We start from the raw sequence: 18,340 nt of genomic DNA, 5'->3' as shown, positions 1-18,340 counted from the left end.
AAGCCGAGACGGGAGTCCGACATCGATGTCAGTCCTCTGGGGCGTGTCCTTCGACGCCACTGCGCTGTCCGGGGTCGTGGTCGAGTTCCTCAAGACGGCGCGCCGGTTCGCCGGGCACCGCGTCCACCTCGACCTCGGCTACGACATCCGGCCCGACAAGGGGGCGTTCTTCCGGCCCTACCGCGACGAAGCCGGGCTGCTGCCTTCGTGGGTCACTCTCGACCGCGTCGAAGGTGTCGACGCGATTCGCGGCTACGACCGGGAGTTCGTCGAACGGACCTTGCGCGAAGTCGTCCAGCGCGGCGAAGAGGCGCTTCGTCCGGAGATCGAGCGGATCGCGGGCGAACTGGCGGACCGCATCGTGGCCACGTGGGAGCGGCTCGGCGTCACGATGGTGATGGTGGAGAACGGGACCCTGCCGGAGAACGTCGCCTACACCGAAGCGCTCTACCGCGCGATCGGCCGCTACGGCACCCGGCACCGGCTCGGCCGGTTCGTGTTCTGGCGCGACCACGACCTGATGTGGCAGAGCGAACCGGGCATCGCCAAGTACGGCCGGTTCCCGTACCCCGGCGTCCCCGCGCCGCGGAATTCGCCGCACATCCACTACTTCGCGCTGCACGACGAAGCTTTGGCGAAGACCCGGGAGTGGGTGCCGGGCCTGCGGAACATCGACGTCCTGCCCAACGCGTTCACCATCGCGCCCGCGCGGGTCGACGAGCGCACCGCGGGCTTCCGGCGGGAGCACGGCATCCCCGAGCACGTCCCGCTGCTGGCCCGGATCACGCGGATCATCCCGCAGAAGCGCATCGACCGGGACCTGCACCTGCTGGTCCTGCTGCCGGACGCCTGGCTGTTCGTCGCCGGCGACGTCGGTGAGGCGCCCGCCGAGCACGCGCGCCTCGTGCGGCTGGCCGAGGACCTCGGCGTGCGCGACCGGGTCGTGTTCGGCGGGTGGCTGACGCCGTACGACACGCGCGTGCCCGGCCGGTACTCCGTGCGGGACCTCCTGGCGCACGCGACCGTCGTGTCGTTCCTGACCTCCTACGACTACGAGAGCTACGGCAACCCGGTCAGCGAGGCGATCGCCTCCGGGACGCCGTACATCACCAGCGGGTACGAGCTGTACGACGTCGTCTACGGCCGCAAGGGGTTCCGGGCGCCGGTGCTGGACATCCGGGCCCGCGACCTGCCGGACGCGGCGTTCGCCCGCGAAGTGGCCGAACTGATCACCGACGAAGGGAAACGGGCGGACGTGGTGCGGGCGAACTCCGAACTCGGGCAGGCGCACTTCGGCACGGAGGTCGCCGCGGACCTGGTCGACCGGCTGTACCCGCCGCCGATGGGCGCCGGCACGCGGCTTTCGGTCGTGCTGCCGGTGTACAACGAGGCCGCGAACCTCCCGGAGGTCCTGCGGACGCTGCACGAGCAGCGCGACGGCGACGGTCCCCTGGACAAGAGCCGGTACGAGGTCGTGCTGGTGGACAACAACTCCACCGACGACACCGTGGCCGTCGCCCGCGCCTTCGCGGCCGCGCACCCGGATCTGGCGCTGCACGTGATCGCCGAACCCGAGCAGGGCGTGTCGTGCGCGCGCCGCGCGGGCATGGACTTCGCGCTCACGCGCAGCCGCAACCGGCCCGACGCCGATCCGGCGGAACGGTTCTACCTCGTCTCGGCCGACGCGGACTGCCGCGTCGACCCGCACTGGCTGAGCGAGCTGTTCGCCGCGATGGAGTCGAGCAAGGCGGCCATCGGCGTCTGCGACTACTACTACAACGCGGCGCACTTCACCGGCCGGCCGCGGCTGTGGGACGCGATCCAGCGGACGCTGCGGTGCCGCGCGGTGACGTTTTCGCTGTTCGGCGGCTTCCCCGACGGCAAGGGCTTCGCCGTCGAGCGGGAGGCCTACGAGCGCGCCGGCGGCATTGAGATCTTCTACCAGCTGCAGGACGGCAAGTTCGTCAGCCACCTCTCCGACGACTGGGACTTCGGCATCAAGGTCGCCAGCGGCGGCGACGCGATCACGTACGCGCCGCGCTCGCGCGTCGAGATCAACCCGCGGCGGGTCGACCACGCCATCGACGAGGTGATCGCCGGCCGCGCCTACGGTTCCGACGGCATCATCGTCATGCGCGACATCCGGCCTTCCGCACCGGCGGCGCCCGCCGATCTCACGGAAGCCGAGGCGCAGCAGGCGTGGGAGTTCTCCATCAAGGACTTCACCCCGAAGAACACGATCCTGCCGGTGCTGCTGACCCCGGCGCTGCTGGAGGACGACGCCGTCATCGCGTTCTTCGGTCCCGAGCCGGCCGCCCGGCTCGCGCGCCGGATCGCCGAGATCCGCGACGAGATGCGCGTCGTCGACTTCACGCCGATCCACGCGTACAAGACGCCGTCCTACCGGCTGTACTTCGAGTTCGCCGACGAGCTGTTCGCCTGCCTGCGCCGGCACGTCGGCGAGGACATCGGCCACCCGCCGCCGCTGCCGCCGTGCCTGGCGGAGGTCCCGGCGGCGCGGTTCGCCGAGTTCGTCCGCTACTTCTGCGAAGACCGGGAATCGGGAGAGGCCCACAACTACTTCGGCAACGGAGGGGTGTTCTGATGACCCTCGCCTACGAAGAGGCGATCGGCTCGCTGCACGCGCTCGACCCCGCGTGGCCGCGGCCCGCGGTGCTCGACGTCCTCGAGGCGCCGGAGAACCGGCACCTGCTCGACTTCGTGCAGGAGGACCCGTTCGGGGCGCACGTGTTCCCGGGGAACGTCCCGGGTTCGCCGGCGGACTTCCTGCGTGACCTGGACCTCCAGCTGGCGTCCGCGGGCCCGATCCACCTCTGGTCCTACATCCCCACGTGTGCCTACCGCTGCCGGTTCTGCCAGTACCCGGTGGTGCTGGTCAAGGGGAAACCCGAGGTGCAGTACGAAAAAGCGAAGCACTGGGTCGACCTCAACATCGCCGAGGCGCGGCTGTGGCTCGACGCCGTCCCGAACCTGCGCGGCGCGGAGGTGGGGGAGTTCAACGTCTTCGGCGGCACGCCGTCGCTGCTGCCGGAGCCGGAGATCCGCCGGCTGCTGGAGTTCTACCGTTCGGAATTCGGGTTCACCGCCGACACGACGATCCGGTTCGAAGGGGACCCGAGCACGTTCACCCCGGAAAAGCTCTCGCTGCTGCGCGACCTGGGGTGCACCAAGCTGTCCAGCGGTGTCCAGTCGTTCGACGACCACGTCCTGCGGCAGTGCGGCCGCGAGCACACGTCGCAGATGTGCGTCGACTTCGTCCGCAACGCCCGCTCGCTGGGCTTCGAGTGGGTCAGCATCGACCTGATGTACGGCCTGCTCGACCAAACGCTCGAGAGCGTGCGCCGCGACCTCGACGTCGTGCTGGAGAACGAGGTCACGGCCGTGGTCTGCACCAAGCTGCACCTGGCGTCCTACAGCGACACCCGCACCGGCGTGACCGGCGAGAAGCCGGCCGCGTGGCAGCTGCCGGCGTACCGGGACAAGCTGGTGCGCGACGGCCACCGCTGGCCGACGCTCGGCGAGCAGTACCAGATGCGCGAACTGCTCACCGGCGGCCTGCGCGCGGCGGGCTATACCGAGCACCCGACGATGTACTTCGCGCGCGCCGGCCTCGGCCCCGAGAAGTGGAAGGCCATCATGGTCGACCAGGACAAGCAGGAGCCCGAGGTCGCGATCGGGCTGGGCGGGTCGTCGAGCTCCCGCGCGTCCGAGGCGATCACCGACGTCAACTCCCGCCGGTACAGCGAAACGGTGTCGAGCGGGCGGATTCCCTTGGGCTCGGCGACGCGGTTCACCCCCGAAGCGCAGGAGGCGCGGGCGGTGAAGATGGCGCTGACGACGTTGCGGCCGGTGCGGGATTCCGTGCACGCGGCCCGGTTCCCGGGACGTTCGCTGTTCGCGGAACCGTGGCTGGGCAAGTTCCGTTCGCTGGCTTCGCGCGGGCTCGTCGAGCTGCGTCCGCACGACGGCGTCGTCGAACTCACCCCGGTGGGGGAGACGCTGGTCGAAGCGATCATCACCACCGAGCTATAGATCACTACATCGAGTGACACAACGCTCGCGGGGAGCGACACGGGCAGGCAGCATGGGCTTCGGACGTGCCAGTACCGAGATCGGAGCCCTGAATGAGCCGAACCGTTGCCGGACACGACGAACAGCGGTGGCGGTCCCGGCTCGCCGCGGCGGCCGCCTTGGCCGCGTGCGCTCCGGTGGTCCTGGCCGGGCCCGCGAAAGCCTCGCCGGACTACTCGCTCGCGGCCACGAACTTCGCGGGCACGCAGATCGCGGTGCACGAGGGTGTGGTCCCGGGCTCCGCGCGAGCCGAAACGACCGACCAGACGCTCGGGCACGACGTCAGCGGGCACCAGGGCGCCGTCGACTGGGCGGCCGCGGCGGCGGGCGGCGCGAAGTTCACCTACGTCAAGGCGACCGAGGGCACCGGCTTCGTCAACCCGCAGTACGGCCAGCAGTACGACGGCGCGCACAACGCGGGCCTGATCCGCGGCGCGTACCACTTCGCGCGCCCCGACATCTCGGGCGGCGCCGAACAGGCGGAGTACTTCATCGCCCACGGCGGCGGCTGGCGCGCCGACGGCAAGACGCTCCCGGGCGCGCTGGACATCGAGTACAACCCGTACGGCGAGGTCTGCTACGGCAAGAACCCGGCCGACCTGACGGCGTGGATCGCCGACTTCACCCGGACCTACCTGGCGAAGGTCAAGCGCAGCGCGCTGATCTACACCAGCACGGCGTGGTGGAAGCGGTGCACCGGCAACGCGTCCGGGTTCGGGAACACGAACCCGCTGTGGCTCGCGCGCTACGGCCCGGAGGTCGGCGAGCTGCCCGCGGGCTGGGACAAGCAGAGCATCTGGCAGTTCGCCCGCGACGGCGGTCTCCCGGGCGACCAGAACTACTACAACGGCCCGTTCGGCCGGGTCGTGGCGCTGGCGGGCGGGGCGGCTTAGCGCTCCCGGCGGCCGGCCGCCATCGAACCGCCCTCCGGCAGGCGCTGACAAGATCGGACAGAATCCTGTCGTTCCGGTGATCGGCTGCTTACGATCGGCTGCGAGGCCGTCACCGCCGACTGTCCTCAATGGACAAGGGAGCCACCGTGCGCAGGATCGCCCTTCTGACCGCGTTTTCCGTGGCCGCGGCCGTGGTCGCGTCGGCGCCGGGCGCGGCCGGCGCCGGCCACGCCTGGTTCACGTCGTGGGCCCAGTCGCAGGACGGCCGGGCCGACGCGCCGGTGTCCGGGCAGTCGCTGCGCATGATCACCCATCTGAGCCAGGGCGGTGACGCGGTCCGCGTCCGGCTCCAGAACACGTTCGGCACCGGCCCGCTGACGATCGACCACGCGACGGCCGGCCTGAGCACGTCCGGCGCCGGCGTCTCCGGGGCGCGCGACCTGACGTTCGCCGGCCGGCCGGCCGTCACGATCCCGGCGGGCGGCGAGGTCTGGAGCGACGAGACCCGCCTCGCGACCCGCCCGGACACGAATCTCGCGGTGAGCATGTTCGTGGCGGGCACGGCCGCCGTCGGACGGCACGGCGCGGCCCTGCGGGACAACTACTTGACTGCCGTCGGTGCCGGTGACCACACGGCCGACGCTTCGGGCGCGGCTTTCACCGCCACGGTCGGTTCGACGTACGTGGTCAGCGCGGTGGACGTGCACAACACGTCGTTGAAGGGCGTGGTCGTCCCGTTCGGCAGTTCGGTGGTGGACGGAATCGGCAGCACGAACTGCGGCCCGGGCTGCACCCAGCTCGGCGCCGACCGCCGCTGGACCGACGACCTGGCGCGGCGCCTCGTCCCGGCGGCGCTCGCGGTCGCGAACGCCGGCGTCTCGGGCACGACGAGCGCCCCGTCGTGCCCCGGCATGCCCCCGTCGGTGGCGGGCCTGGACGCGGGAAGCCGCCTGGACCGCGACGTCCTGTCGCTGCACGGCGTCAAGTCGGTGATCTACTACTACGGCACCAACGACCTCGCGTACGGGTGCGACGGGCAGACGATCCTGGCGAGCTACCGGGCGGTGTTCCAGCGGTTGCGAGAGGCCGGGATCGCGGTGTACGTCACGCCGAGCACGCCGCGGCCGGGATACACCGATCAGGCGAATGTGGCGCGGCACGAGATCGGGTTGTTCGTGACCCGCTGGTCGTCTTGCGGCGGCACGTGTTCCGGCGTGGTGGACTTCGACATGGTGCTCAAGGACCCGTTGAAGCCGAACAGCATCTTGCCGGCGTACGACAACGGCGACGGGATCCATGCGAACGCGGCGGGCCAGCAGGCGCTGGCGGACTCCGTTTCGGTGCCGATGCTCGCGGGTTCCGCGCGTCGGTAGAGTGGAGCGAGCCGATGCGAGGGGGAGTGCCGTGACCGATCAGGAAGGCGCCGACTGGATTCCGCCCGGCGCGGACCTTTCCCGGCCCAGCGCGGCCCGGATCTACGACTACCTCCTGGGCGGCGCGCACAACCTCGCCGCCGACCGGGCCGTCGCCCAGAAGCTTGAGGCCATCCAGCCGCAGGTCGCGAGCGTGGCCCGCCGCAATCGGGCGTTCCTGCGGCGCGCCGTGCGGTTCATGCTCGACCAAGGCGTCCGGCAGTTCCTCGACCTCGGCTCCGGCATCCCGACGGTCGGCAACGTGCACGAAGTCGCCCAGGCCGTCGATCCCGCGGCGAAGGTCGTCTACGTCGACTACGAACCCGTCGCCGTCACGCACAGTGTGATGCTGCTCAAGGACAACCCGAACGCCGAAGCGCTCGAGGCGGATGCCACCGACACCGAAGCCGTGCTCTCCTCGGAGCCGGTGAAGCGCCTGCTCGACCTCGGCGAACCGGTCGGCCTGCTGGCCGTCACCCTCGGGCACTACCTGCCGGAGGTCGAAGGCGTCTTCGGCGCGTACCGGGACGCGCTCGCGCCCGGCAGTCACCTGGCGCTGACGCACCTCACCAACGACTTCGCCGTCCTCAGCGATCCCAAGATCGCCGAGACCATGAAGTCGACGCAGGACCACATCTACCCGCGCACGCGCGCCGAGGTACTCGCCCTCTTCGACGGCTTCGAACTGGTCGAGCCCGGGCTCACGACCTCCGCGAACTGGCGGCCGGACCGGGTCACCGCCGTCGTCGACCCCGAAGAGGACGGCCTCTACGCGGGCGTGGGCATCAAGCGGTAGAGCCGAATCGCTCCCACGCCGATTGGCGGGTCATCCCCAGCGCCTCGCCGATCTGCGACCAGGTGCCACCCAGCGCACGCGCCTTGCCCACCCAGGCGGCGAGGTTTTCCTGAACCTGCGCGGTCGCGGCGGCAACCGGGCGCAGGTTCTGCAGAACCTGGTCAAGCGGCAGGTCGTGCTCCCACGGCGCGATGAGCGGCGCGTCCGCCGGCTTGCCGTCGATCACGGACACGCAGAGCTGCACGCACCCATCGCAGATGAAGACGCCCGGACCCCCGACGAGAGTGTCGACTTCGGTGTTCGGCTTGGCGCAGAACGAGCAGCGCGCGATCACCATCACGGCCTCCTTTGTCAGGACGGACCTTACAGCCGTAAGGCAGAGCCTGACAAGCTCAGAAAATTGGAGGTCCACTCGGCAAGCTCGGTGAGCCGGGTGGTCAGCTCTTCGATCTCGGCCCACCGCCGGTGTTCCCGTTCCAGGTCGGGCACAAGGAAGTCCTCGACGAGGAGCAGGAGCGTGGCGATCTCATAGGCGACATCGGCGAGCTGCAGGAAGGGTCGGTAGTCGGACTCTTCACCGGTCCCGTGCCGCGCGGCCCAGTCCCGAGCCCCAAGCCCGGCGGACCGGCAGACGGACTCGACCAACCGCCGGACGGCCCCGCGCCGCGAGTCAGGCTGCCCGTGCGGGGCGACGTTCCAGGCCACGGACAGCAGACAGCACCCGGCATCATCCATTGAGTTGTGCTTCACGGGGGTACTTTGCGGGCTTCTACTGGCAGTGCTGGTGTTCCGACGCGCGGAGCCACCTGATCGTGTGCGAAATCAGCCCGATCGGGAGGGGCGGACTGTGACCGGCCGGGGCTGTTGGAATCTCTACACTCGGGCCATGGGGTGGTGGGTGGCCGGCGTCGTGCTGTTCGCCGTGTATGGCGTTTTCATGCTTCAGATAGCGGTGTTGAGTGTCGCGATGGACGGGGCGAGGAAGAAGCCGTTGACGCGGTGGTCGTTACTTGGCACGTGGCTGCTGCTGATGTCGATCCCGGTTTGGGGTCCGGTGGCTTGGTTGACCAGCAAGCTCGGCCTCCGGGGAGCACGCTGCGGCAGGGGTGGGTGTGCCGACGGCTCCGGCAAGTAAGAAGGCCGCTTTGCTCAAGGCATAACCAAAGCCGAGCGGCTTCTCGACGTTCGAAGTGTCCCTAGATACCACGAAAGCCACGTCTACCTGCGTATACGTGGCTTGTCCATCGGGCCGACAGGACTTGAACCCTACGACCCCTTTCCCTGGTCGTTTCACCGTCTGAGGGTAGCCATTCGAGTGAAGTGACTCCAGACCTGCTCGAGTTGTAGTCGTCGTTGGTGCGCGGACCCGGTTGTTCGCGCACCACGCCACCCGCTGAAGGATCAGCTGGGCCGCTGTAGCTGCATTCCCACTGCGCGGATGCTGCTGCGGATCAACCCCGCCGAGCTCGCAATCCCGTGCGCCGCAACGTTGAGCACGTCGTCGCCCTCCAGCAGGGCTGCAAAGAAGTGGGGACCGTATGACGGGCAGCAGCTCAACTGCAATGAGTACCCCTTCGTACGACGCGCGAAGGCGCCGCCGTCGGTGACGGCCAGTACTCGGCGCGGCTGATCGGCGCAGCGGCGTTTCGGAACCCTGGCGGGGAGATCATGCAACGGTTCAAGGGCCGGGCCTCGTATGTACCGGTGAGAGAGGGGTGGTCGTGGCCGATCGCTGGGAGTTCAGTCAGGTGGTGCGGGACCGCGCGGTGGTGTGGCGGCGGGAGGCGTTCCTGATGTGCGGGGACTGGCCGTTGGCCGAAGACCTCGTCCAGACCGCGCTGCTGCGGCTGTACACGCGTTGGCATCGCATTGACCCCTCCGGTGTCGATGCCTACGCCCGCCGGGTGATCTCCCGGTTGGCGATCGACGAAGCCCGCCGGCCCTACCGCCGCGCCGAGCTGCGGGAAGCGCTACCGGAGACACCGGTCCGGGCCGCGGAGTCCGCAATGGCACTCGACGTCCGGGCGGCGCTGCAGAAGGTGCCCCCGAAGCAGCGCGCGGTCCTGGTGCTGCGGTTCTTTAGCGACCTGACCAACGCCGAAGCGGCCAAGGTGCTGCGGATTTCGGAGGGGACCGTCAAGTCGCAAGCGGCTCGAGGCCTCACCACCCTGCGTCGGCTCCTCGGCGAGCCGGCCGAAACGACCGGACAGAGCAAGGGGAGTCACCGATGACATCGGAGGACAAGGACCTGCTGGTCCAGGCGCTCGGCACGGACGAGCCGCCACTGCACCTGGACCTCGACGCGATCGAGGCCCGGGGACGCGCCCGCCGGCGTCGGCGCGGCCACATCGCCATCGCCGCCACCGTGCTCGGGGTCGGCGCGATCGCCGGGGCTGTCGCGCTCGGCGTCGGCGCTCCCAGCGCCCTGGAGTCCGCGGCTCCGGGCAGCCTGGTGGCGCCCACCGAGCGGGAGATCGCCTACTGCTACCAAAGCGCCGACATCGGCAGCACCGCACCCAACCAGCATGTCGCGATCGGGCTCGGCGGCCGCGACGGGCGAGCCGACCTCACGGCTGAGATCATGCAGATCTGCAGCGACAGCTGGCGGTCCAACGTGTACGACTTCCAGCCTCGCCAGCCCGCAGGGACTACGTATCGCGTTCCGCAGCTCGTCGCTTGCGTACTCACCGGAAACGCCGCGAATGCGACAGAAGACGCGGTCGGCGTGTTCCCCGGAAACGAGACCACGTGCGCGTCCTTGGGGCTTCCGGTCGCGAAACTGTGACCGCTCAGCGGTACGTGAAGCACGACTCCATCGACGACGTGCGGGGGAGTGACTACACCGACGGCACTACCAAGATCGGCGCCCACTTTCTTGGCCAGGACGGTGGAACCACCTGGATCGGTGCTGCGACGGTCGTTGACGCTCTGAGCGGCAATCCGGTTCGGCGACGGCCTTTCGGCCTGTAATCCATTTCGGACACTGGCGTTGGGTGACCTGGCTGCCCTCCAGCCCCGGCGCCCGCTCAACCGGGACCGGGCTGGTCGGCCGCCTGGGGCAACCCGGAGGGCCCTTCCGGGCGTCAATCCGGTAAAGGAGCCGGAGGTCGCCGTGGACGTGCCAGCGAATGTTCTGCTGCCGGGTGAGCGGTTGCTGTGGTCGGGTCGGCCGCAGCGGCTCGTCTTGGCTCGGTTCGACTGGTGCCAGTTCGCGTTCGGCCTCCTCTGGGCGATCGCGACCATCGTGCACTCGGTGGTCAAGCCCGAACCGCTGTCGTTCTTCGGGTGGGCTTTCGGGGTGGGTGGTGTCGCGTTCGTCTGGGTGCCGCTCGTCGTCAGGTTGCGAGGGCGGCGCGGTGTCGAGTACGTCGTGACCGACCGGCGGATCGTGCTCGCCGATCGCTTCTCGGGACGGACGCGTGCATCGGTGTATCTCGGTACGCTGCCGCCGCCGGTCGCCCGGATCCGGCGGGACGGCAGCGGAACCATCGACTTCGGCAGGTTCGTGCGGGTCCCTGGGTTGTCCTCTCCTTCGTCGGTTTCCCTGGTGGTGACGGGACTGGTCGCCGTGCCGGAGGCCGGGCGTGTCCGTGACCTGATCGCGTGGGCACAGGCCGGTCGGCGAGGTTGAGCGGACGCTCCGGTGGGCGACCGCTCTGCGGTCGGACCTCAGCCGCCGGTGACGAAGCCGACCACCGCCTTGCCGAACACGTCGGATTCTTCGAGGTGGCCGAAGTGTCCGCTGCGCTCCAGCACGACGAGGCGGGCTCCGGGGATCAAGCCGGCCAGCTCCTGGGCCCAGCGGACTCCGCAGATGACGTCGAACCGGCCGACGACCACCAGCGCCGGCACGGCCAGCGCGCCCAGCGTGGTCCGATCGTCGATGGTGTCCGGGACGAGCCGCTCGTCCAGTCCGGAGATGTGCGTTCCGCGGACGGTCGCCCTCAGCGGCGCGAACTCCGCCTCCCGGCCCCAGTAGTCGGCGAAGTACGCCGGCAGGAGTCCGCGCAGTGCGGTGTTCATCGCGTCGTCGTCCGAAATGGACGCGGTGGCCTGCAGGGCGGCCAGCACCTCGGGCAGCTCGGGCCGGCCGGAGTTGCGGTGGGCGAACTCCGCGACGTTGCGCCGGGCTTCGGCGCCGTGGTCTGGACCGGTGACAGGTGCGCTCTCGTACAGCACCAACCCGGCGACCCGGTCGGGGTGGTGCAGTGCGAAGTACTGGGCGACGAACCCACCGTGGGAATGGCCGATGAGGTGGGTCGTGCCCAGGCCGAGGTGGTCCAGCAGAGCCAGCAGGGCGCGGGCGTACCGAGCGCGGGTGTACCCGTGCGGGTGGGACGCCAGCCGTCCCGAGCCGCCGGTGCCGATCGGCTCGACGTACACCATGGTCAGGTGTGCTTCGAGCGCGGGCATCCGCAGGTACGCCCAGTCGACGCCGGGGCCGCCGGGCAGGGCGACGCACACCGGCCCGCGGCCGTGCAGGTGGTAACGCTGGCGGACGCCGTCGAGTTCGACGGTGTGGGTGCCGTTGTCCATGGGATTCTCCGATCAGGCAGTGCTGGGACACCGGCACGATGGCGGCGGGGCGGAAAAGTTCGATCCGGCCGATGTGGCGTGCATCACGCGGCGGAGCCGGGTCCGGGGCGACGAAGATCGATCACGTGACCCCCGTCGAGACCGAGCTGGCGCGCAGCGCCCAAGCCGGCAGCGTGAGCGCCCTCGGGACCCTGCTCGCGCGGCACCAAGCCGACATGCGCGCGGTGGCGCTCGGCATCCTGGGCCACGGACCCGACGCTGAGGACGCCCTCCAGGATGCCGCGCTGCTGGCGTTGCGCCGGATCGGAACCCTGCGCGACCCCGCCGCGGCCGGGCCGTGGCTGCGGGCGATCGTCCGCAACGCCTGCCGGATGCGCCTGCGCGCCGCGCGCCGGGTCGTGCCGGTCGCGGACCCGGGGCCGCCGGCCGAGCTCGCGACGTCGGAACGCATCCTCGACGACCACGTGTCCCGCGACTGGGTCTGGCACGCGATCGACCGCCTGTCCCCGGCGTTGCGGGAAGTGGTCCTGCTGCGCCACTTCAGCGACGTCACGTCGTACGAGCAGATCGCCGCCGCCTGCCGGCTGCCGGTGGGCACCGTGCGCAGCCGGCTGAACCAGGCGCGGAGCAAGCTGTCCGAAGCTCTGCTGGCGACCGCCGACCACGCCTACGACGACGCCGCCGCGCGCAACGCCGTCAGCGCGCGGGAGGCGGCCGAGACGCTGGCCGCCGCCCGGCGTGGCGAGTTCGCCGGCGTCGTCGCCGACCGCTGGACACCGGACCTGCGCATGACCAGCGGTCAGGGGTTCGAGGGTGGCCGGGAGATGGCGGTGGCGGGCATGGAGGCGGACTTGGCCTACGGCGTGCGCCAGCAGTTCGTCAGCGCCGTCACCAGCCGCGACTGCACCGTGTGGGAGATGGCGATGGTCAGCCCGGCCCACGATCCGCAGCACTGCCCGCCGGCCGTGGTGTGGCTGATGTCGCACCGCGAAGGCCGGGTCGACCGTCTGCGCCTGTTCTTCCCCGTGAACTGACGAGCACGCCGCACTCGCGCGTGACTCTCAGCCGAGACGGTTGCGTCTCGGGCGAAGATCGCCTGGCACGAGGGCGCCGATACGTTGTACGTGGCCTGCAGCGCGAGAAGAGGGGGTGGCCATGGTGGAGGTCCGGCTCGATCCGATGACCAGCGAGGAATATGCGGTATATCACCGCGTCGCGGTACTGGCCTATGCCGAGGCCCATGTTTCGGCGAAGAGCTGGCCGGCCGAGGGGGCGCGACAGCGAGCCGTCGACGAGTACGCCGAGCTCTTGCCCGAGGGCGTGGCCACCCCCGGCCATCACCTCTACACCGCGCGGAACGGCGACCGGGAGATCGGCATGATCTGGTTCGCCGAACGTCCCCACGGCGCCGACCGGGTCGCCTACCTCTACGACATCAAGGTCGAGGCGGACCTGCGTAGCCAGGGGCTTGGTGAAGCACTCATGCGGGCGATGGAGCACGAGGTCCGCTCCGCAGGTCTGAAAACCGTGCGGCTCCAAGTGTTCGGCAACAACTCGGTCGCCCGGTCGCTTTATCGGAAGCTCGGCTACATCGAGACCAACGTCGTCATGGCCAAGCTTCTCGACCGGCAAACACAGGCACGCGCGCCGCTACGGTGATCCCCGGGCCGAACCGCCCTGAAGGATTCGCCCGGACCGGGCAAACCGACCGCGCGGCGGCCGTGCGGGCATCCCCAGATGGCCGGACGGGCACCCGTTCAACGGTACTGCCACCCCTCGATCCCGGAAATCGGTAGCGTGGGTTTCATGATCTCGCCCGGCCGGCGGCAGCCGGAAAGCGGCGTCCGCGACGAGGATGGTCCCACCACATGAGCAACCCCTTGGTCGCGCCGACGCAGGATTCGACGAAGGCGTACTCGGGAATTTCCCTGCTGGAATCGGCGAACGACCTGAAGTCCGCGATCGAAAGCGGGGACTGGGCGTCGGTCGCGATGGGGGCCGTCGGCACCGCGCTCGACGCGCTGTCGATGGCGATGGACCCCTTCGGCGCCATCCTCGCCGCCGGGGTCGGCTGGCTGATCGAGCACGTCGGCCCGCTCAAGGAAGCCCTCAACGCCCTCACCGGCAACGCCGACGAGATCGCCGCCCAGTCGCAGACCTGGACGAACGTCGCGGGCGAGCTGCAGAGCGTCGGCACCGACCTCGCCGACCTGGTCAAGGCCGACCTGCAGTCGTGGTCGGGGCCGGCGGCCGACGCCTACCGCCAGCGCGCGCAGGACACCGGCACCCTGCTGGAAACCGCGCAGAAGGGGTGCGAAGGCGCCGCCGGCGGGGTCAAGACCGCGGGTGAGGTCGTCGCGGCGGTGCGGGCGCTGGTGCGCGACATCATCGCCGAGCTCGTCGGTCACCTGATCAGCTGGGCGCTGCAGGTCGTGTTCACCCTCGGCATCGGCCTGACCTGGGTCGTCCCGCAGGTCGTCGCGGCCGTCGCCAAGACGGCGTCCAAGATCGCCGACATCACCACCCGGCTCGTCAAGGCGCTCAAGGCACTCGTCCCGCTGCTGAAGCGGGCCGGCTCGCTGTTCGACGACGCCGCGAAGGCGCTGAAGAACATCAAGCCCGGCAAGGTGTCCGGCCCCTCGAAGCCCCCGAAGATCGACGGGACGCCCAAGCCGCCGGAGCCCAAGCCGAAGGGCGGGGACAGCACCAGTACGGCCGGCGCGCACGGGAACCCGCCGCCGCCGAAGAACGACGGCCCGCCGCCACCCAAGAACGACAGCGCCACGCCCTCGGGCAGCAACGGTGACACGCCGCCCGTCCCCGGGGGCGGCGGCAGGCCGGGCGGCGGATCGAACGGCTCGCCCGCGGGTGGCGGCACCAGGCCGTCGTCCGCCAAACCGGACGACCCGCGCAAGACCGCCCCCACGCCCGACACCCGCGCCTGCAAGGACGACCCCGTCGACGTCGCGAGCGGCGAGGTGATCCTCGAGCAGGTCGACCTCGAGCTCGGCTCGCTCGTGCTGGCTCGCACGCACGTGTCGACCTACCGGGCGGGCCACTGGTTCGGCCCGTCGTGGTCGTCCACTGTGGACCAGCGGCTCGAGGTGGACGACGAGCACGTCTGCTACTACTCGGCTCTCGGCACGATCCTCGTCTACCCGCGCGGCGAGGGGGAGCAGTTGCCGTTGGAGGGCGCGCGCTGGCCGCTCGTCCGCGACGGCGACGCCTACACCCTCACCACCGACGACGCGGTGCTGGAGTTCTCCGGTGCCGGCCGGGTGGTGCCGTTGCGTGCCTTCGAGGGCGAGCAGCGGGTCGAGGTCTTCTACGACGACTTCGGCGTTCCGACACTGCTGCGCCGCGAGGACGGGGTGCGCGTCGGCGTGCGGACCCGGGGCGGCCGGGTCACCGAGCTGGTGGTCCTGGGCGACGGGCTGCCGGACGTGACGGCGCTGCGCTTCGACTACGACCCGCGGGGCCACCTGGCCGCGGTGACCAACTCCTCGGGACAGGCGCGGCGGTTCGACTACGACGAGGCCGGGCGCCTCACCGCGTGGCGGGACCGCAACGACGTCCACTATGGCTACACCTACGACGAGCGCGGCCGGTGCGTCCGGACCAGCGGCGACGGCGGGTTCCTGAGCGGCACCTTCGCCTACGGCGACCACGTCACCCGCCACACGGACTCGCTCGGGCACGTCACCGAGTTCCACTTCAACGACGCCCGCCAGGTCGTGCGCGAGGTCGACCCGGCCGGTGGCGTGACGCTCTCCGAATGGGACCGCTACGACCGCCTGCTCGCCCGCACCGATCCGCTGGGCCGCACGACCCGCTACGGCTACGGCGACGACGGCGCCCTGACCGAGGTGCACCGGCCGGACGGTTCCGTGGTGCTGTTCGACGGCACCGCGGGCGGTCCCGCCGCGATCACCGTCCACAGCGGGGACACCACCTGGCACCGCCGGTACGAGGACGACGCGCCGGACCCGCGGACCACGCCGGTGGGCGTCGCCACGTCGCTGTCGTTCGGCGGTGCCGAGCCGCCCGCGCCCGAAGGCGTCGAGCCCGACCAGTTCGGCCGGCCGCGGGCACTGCCCACGACGGGCGGGACGGTGGCGCTGAGCTGGACCGTCGAGGGCCGCCGGGCCGCGCGCGTCGGACCGCGGCAGGAGCGCGCGTTCTGGCGCTACGACGGCGAAGGCAACGAGATCGAGCACATCGACGAGCTCGGCCGGGTCACGCGCCGCGAGTACGGCCCGTTCGACGTGCTCACGGCGGTCACCGACCCGTCGGGCGCGCGCACGGTGTACGGCTACGACACCCAGCTGCGCCTGACCTCCGTGACCAACCCCCAGGGCCGCACCTGGACCTACCGCTACGACGAGACGGGTCGCCTGCTGGCGCAGACCGACTTCGCCGGCCGCACCCGTTCCTACGCCTACGACGCGGCCGGGCAGCTGGTCAGCGCCACCGACCCCGCCGGGCTGGTGACGACCTACCACCACGACGTGGTCGGCAACCTCGTCGAGGTCCGCGCGCCGGACCGCACGACCACCTACCGGTACGACCCGGTCGGCAACCTGGTACGCGCCGCGAACGGCGAGTCCACAGTGGAGTTCGAGCGGGACGCGCTGGGGCGGGTCGTGCGGGAAACCGTCGACGGGCGGAGCGTGACGTTCGAGTACGACGAGGCGGGCACGCTCCACCGCCGCACGCCCGGTGGCGCCGAAAGCACCTGGTTCTTCGACGACCTCGACCGGCCGATCGGGCTGCTCGCCGGCACCCGCCAGATCGTGTACCGCCACGACACCGCGTCCCGCGTGGTCGCCCGCCACGACGGGGCCGTGCAGCTGGCCCAGACGTTCGGCCCGAACGGCGAGCTCGCCGCGCAGACCGTCACCACCGCGGGGCTCCCGGTGCAGCGGCGGTCGTTCGGCTACCAGGCCGACGGCACGCTCGTGGGGCTGAGCGACGACGTCACCGGCACCACGGCACTGAGCCGGGACCTCGCCGGGCGTCTCGTCGGGGTCACCTCGGCGCGGGGCCGCGAGGAGTACCGCTACGACGCCGCCGGCACGTTGCTCCCGCCCGCGGGCCTCGCGGTCACCGAGGACGGGCACGGTCGGCGCGTCACCCAGCGCGCCGGGGCCGGCACGCAGACGTTCACGTGGTCCGGCGACCGGCTCGTCACGGCGACCACGCCGGACGGCACGGTGTGGCGCTACCACTACGACCCGCTCGGCCGCCGCGTCGGCAAGACCCGCCACGGCGCCGACGGCAGCACCGCCACCACGATCTACACCTGGGACGGCACCACCCTCATCGAGGAGGCCGCGCCCGGCAGGCTCGTCACGTGGGACCACCTGCCCGGCACCGTGACCCCCGTGGTGCAGCGCGAGCGCGACGCCCAGGGCACGCGGGTGCGCACGTTCGTCACCGACGCGGTCGGCACGCCGACCGATCTGCTCGACGAGCGGGGCGGGCTGGTCTGGACGACCCACCGCACCGCGCACGGGCGGGAGCTGACGGCCGCGCCGACGCCGCTGCGCTTCCCCGGCCAGTACGCCGACGCCGAAACGGGCCTGCACTACAACGTCTTCCGCTACTACGACCCGGCGACGGCGCGGTACCTGAGCCAGGACCCGCTGGGCCTCGAGCCGGGCCCGGACCCGTACGCCTACGTACCGGACCCGTACGCGGAGTTCGACGCGCTGGGCCTGATGAACTGCTCCACCTCCTCGCAGTCGGCGGGCGGCGGTGCTCCGCCGACCCCGCGGGGCGGGCACGACGCCGGCAACACCGGCGGCAGCTCCTCGAAGCCCACGCCGCCGCCGGTGCCGCCGCGGAGCTCGAAGCCGAAGATCAAGCCGCCGGTGCCGCCGAAGCCGGGGGCGAAGCCCGGCAACACGGCCCCGTCGGGCAGCAAGCCGCCCCCGCCGCCGGTCCCGCCGAAGAGCTCGAAGCCGAAGATCGAGCCCAAGCCCGAGACCCCGGCTCCGCAGCCGAAGCCGGACACCCCGGGCCCGTCGCAGCCGAAGCCGGAGCCGAGCGGCCCGGTGGGCAGCGCAGGCAACCCGGCGCCGAAGCCGCCGGCGGGCAAGGACGACTTCCACCAGCCGCCTCCGGGCGCGCCGAGCAAGCTCCAGGGGGAGTACACGTTCAAGCCGGAGCCGCAGAAGATCGGCGGCAGCCAGTACGGCGACGTGACGCCGATGCAGGAGCACGTCTTCCAGGGCGTGATCGACAGCAAGATCGCGAAGTGGAAGCAGGACGGCGTGATGGACACGCCGGTGGACATCAAGGTCTACTACCCGCCGGGCTCCAACCAGCTCAAGCTCGCCGGCGACGGCCACCACACCTTCGCCGCCGCGATGGAGAGCGGCCGCCCGATCAACCTGCAGCTGTGGAAGCAGCCCGGCGGCGGCCTGGCCAACCCGCAGACCAGCTGGGCCAACACGACCGCGCTGCCGGGAGTGCCCAAGCCGGGGCAGTGGCAGAAGTAGCCGGCGCGGCGAGAACCGCACCGCGGGATCGCGGGGCGGGTGGCGTCACCGACCACCGTGGCGACCTCGTCCAGCGCGGACGAACCCGGCTGGAAGGGGGGCCCAGGT

Annotated in this window: 15 protein-coding genes; 12 read left to right on the top strand and 3 right to left on the bottom strand. The window is 71.0% G+C overall.

Annotated features, from left to right (window positions below; genetic code table 11):
• Positions 1-25 precede the first annotated feature (25 nt).
• From AB0J40_RS25845 to AB0J40_RS25825, 5 genes are all read left to right on the top strand, one after another.
• On the top strand, positions 26-2,605 hold the full coding sequence (locus tag AB0J40_RS25845) for a glycosyltransferase (protein ID WP_364457269.1): 2,580 nt from the start codon (positions 26-28) through the stop codon (positions 2,603-2,605).
• On the top strand, positions 2,605-4,053 hold the full coding sequence (locus AB0J40_RS25840; protein ID WP_364457268.1) for a radical SAM protein: 1,449 nt from the start codon (positions 2,605-2,607) through the stop codon (positions 4,051-4,053). The genes AB0J40_RS25845 and AB0J40_RS25840 overlap by 1 nt, the downstream gene beginning before the upstream one ends.
• Before the next feature lie 92 nt (positions 4,054-4,145).
• Positions 4,146-4,985, top strand: a complete 840-nt coding sequence (locus AB0J40_RS25835; RefSeq protein WP_364457267.1) for a GH25 family lysozyme — start codon at positions 4,146-4,148, stop codon at positions 4,983-4,985.
• 146 nt (positions 4,986-5,131) lie between these two features.
• Positions 5,132-6,358: a GDSL-type esterase/lipase family protein gene (locus AB0J40_RS25830; RefSeq protein WP_364457265.1), complete on the top strand. Its 1,227-nt coding sequence runs from the start codon at positions 5,132-5,134 to the stop codon at positions 6,356-6,358.
• A gap of 31 nt (positions 6,359-6,389) precedes the next feature.
• On the top strand, positions 6,390-7,193 hold the full coding sequence (locus tag AB0J40_RS25825) for an SAM-dependent methyltransferase (RefSeq protein ID WP_364457264.1): 804 nt from the start codon (positions 6,390-6,392) through the stop codon (positions 7,191-7,193).
• On the opposite strand, the gene AB0J40_RS25820 is transcribed toward AB0J40_RS25825, so the two are convergent.
• Complete coding sequence (locus tag AB0J40_RS25820; protein ID WP_364457323.1) at positions 7,183-7,527, bottom strand: ClpX C4-type zinc finger protein; 345 nt, start codon at positions 7,525-7,527, stop codon at positions 7,183-7,185. The two genes, AB0J40_RS25825 and AB0J40_RS25820, sit on opposite strands and share 11 nt — an antisense overlap.
• A gap of 29 nt (positions 7,528-7,556) precedes the next feature.
• Complete coding sequence (locus AB0J40_RS25815) at positions 7,557-7,943, bottom strand: hypothetical protein (RefSeq protein ID WP_364457262.1); 387 nt, start codon at positions 7,941-7,943, stop codon at positions 7,557-7,559.
• 136 nt (positions 7,944-8,079) lie between these two features.
• On the opposite strand from AB0J40_RS25815, the gene AB0J40_RS25810 reads away from it, so the two are divergent.
• The 4 genes from AB0J40_RS25810 (at position 8,080) to AB0J40_RS25795 (ending at position 10,824) form a co-directional block, all read left to right on the top strand.
• Positions 8,080-8,328 (top strand): hypothetical protein, encoded by a 249-nt coding sequence (locus AB0J40_RS25810; RefSeq protein WP_364457260.1) that lies wholly within the window; start codon positions 8,080-8,082, stop codon positions 8,326-8,328.
• Positions 8,329-8,908: 580 nt separating this feature from the next.
• Positions 8,909-9,424 (top strand): SigE family RNA polymerase sigma factor, encoded by a 516-nt coding sequence (locus tag AB0J40_RS25805; protein WP_364457259.1) that lies wholly within the window; start codon positions 8,909-8,911, stop codon positions 9,422-9,424.
• Positions 9,421-9,978, top strand: a complete 558-nt coding sequence (locus AB0J40_RS25800; protein WP_364457257.1) for a hypothetical protein — start codon at positions 9,421-9,423, stop codon at positions 9,976-9,978. Before AB0J40_RS25805 ends, AB0J40_RS25800 begins: the two co-directional genes overlap by 4 nt.
• Positions 9,979-10,182: 204 nt before the next feature.
• Positions 10,183-10,824, top strand: a complete 642-nt coding sequence (locus AB0J40_RS25795; RefSeq protein ID WP_364457255.1) for a hypothetical protein — start codon at positions 10,183-10,185, stop codon at positions 10,822-10,824.
• A gap of 38 nt (positions 10,825-10,862) precedes the next feature.
• Here the strand turns inward: AB0J40_RS25795 and AB0J40_RS25790 are convergent, their stop codons facing one another.
• Positions 10,863-11,729, bottom strand: coding sequence for an alpha/beta hydrolase (locus AB0J40_RS25790; RefSeq protein WP_364457254.1), 867 nt, complete (start codon positions 11,727-11,729; stop codon positions 10,863-10,865).
• A gap of 125 nt (positions 11,730-11,854) precedes the next feature.
• On the opposite strand from AB0J40_RS25790, the gene AB0J40_RS25785 reads away from it, so the two are divergent.
• The 3 genes from AB0J40_RS25785 to AB0J40_RS25775 all read left to right on the top strand — a co-directional run bounded on the left by AB0J40_RS25785 (position 11,855) and on the right by AB0J40_RS25775 (position 18,232).
• Entirely contained in the window at positions 11,855-12,763 is a 909-nt protein-coding gene (locus tag AB0J40_RS25785; protein ID WP_364457252.1) for a sigma-70 family RNA polymerase sigma factor, read from the top strand.
• Between the two features lie 121 nt (positions 12,764-12,884).
• On the top strand, positions 12,885-13,388 hold the full coding sequence (locus AB0J40_RS25780) for a GNAT family N-acetyltransferase (protein ID WP_364457321.1): 504 nt from the start codon (positions 12,885-12,887) through the stop codon (positions 13,386-13,388).
• 209 nt (positions 13,389-13,597) lie between these two features.
• Positions 13,598-18,232 (top strand): RHS repeat-associated core domain-containing protein, encoded by a 4,635-nt coding sequence (locus AB0J40_RS25775; protein WP_364457250.1) that lies wholly within the window; start codon positions 13,598-13,600, stop codon positions 18,230-18,232.
• Positions 18,233-18,340: the final 108 nt, after the last annotated feature.

The sequence above is a fragment of the Amycolatopsis sp. NPDC049691 genome (assembly GCF_040675005.1).
Taxonomy (GTDB): domain Bacteria; phylum Actinomycetota; class Actinomycetes; order Mycobacteriales; family Pseudonocardiaceae; genus Amycolatopsis.
This window is presented reverse-complemented; position numbering and strand designations above follow the sequence as displayed.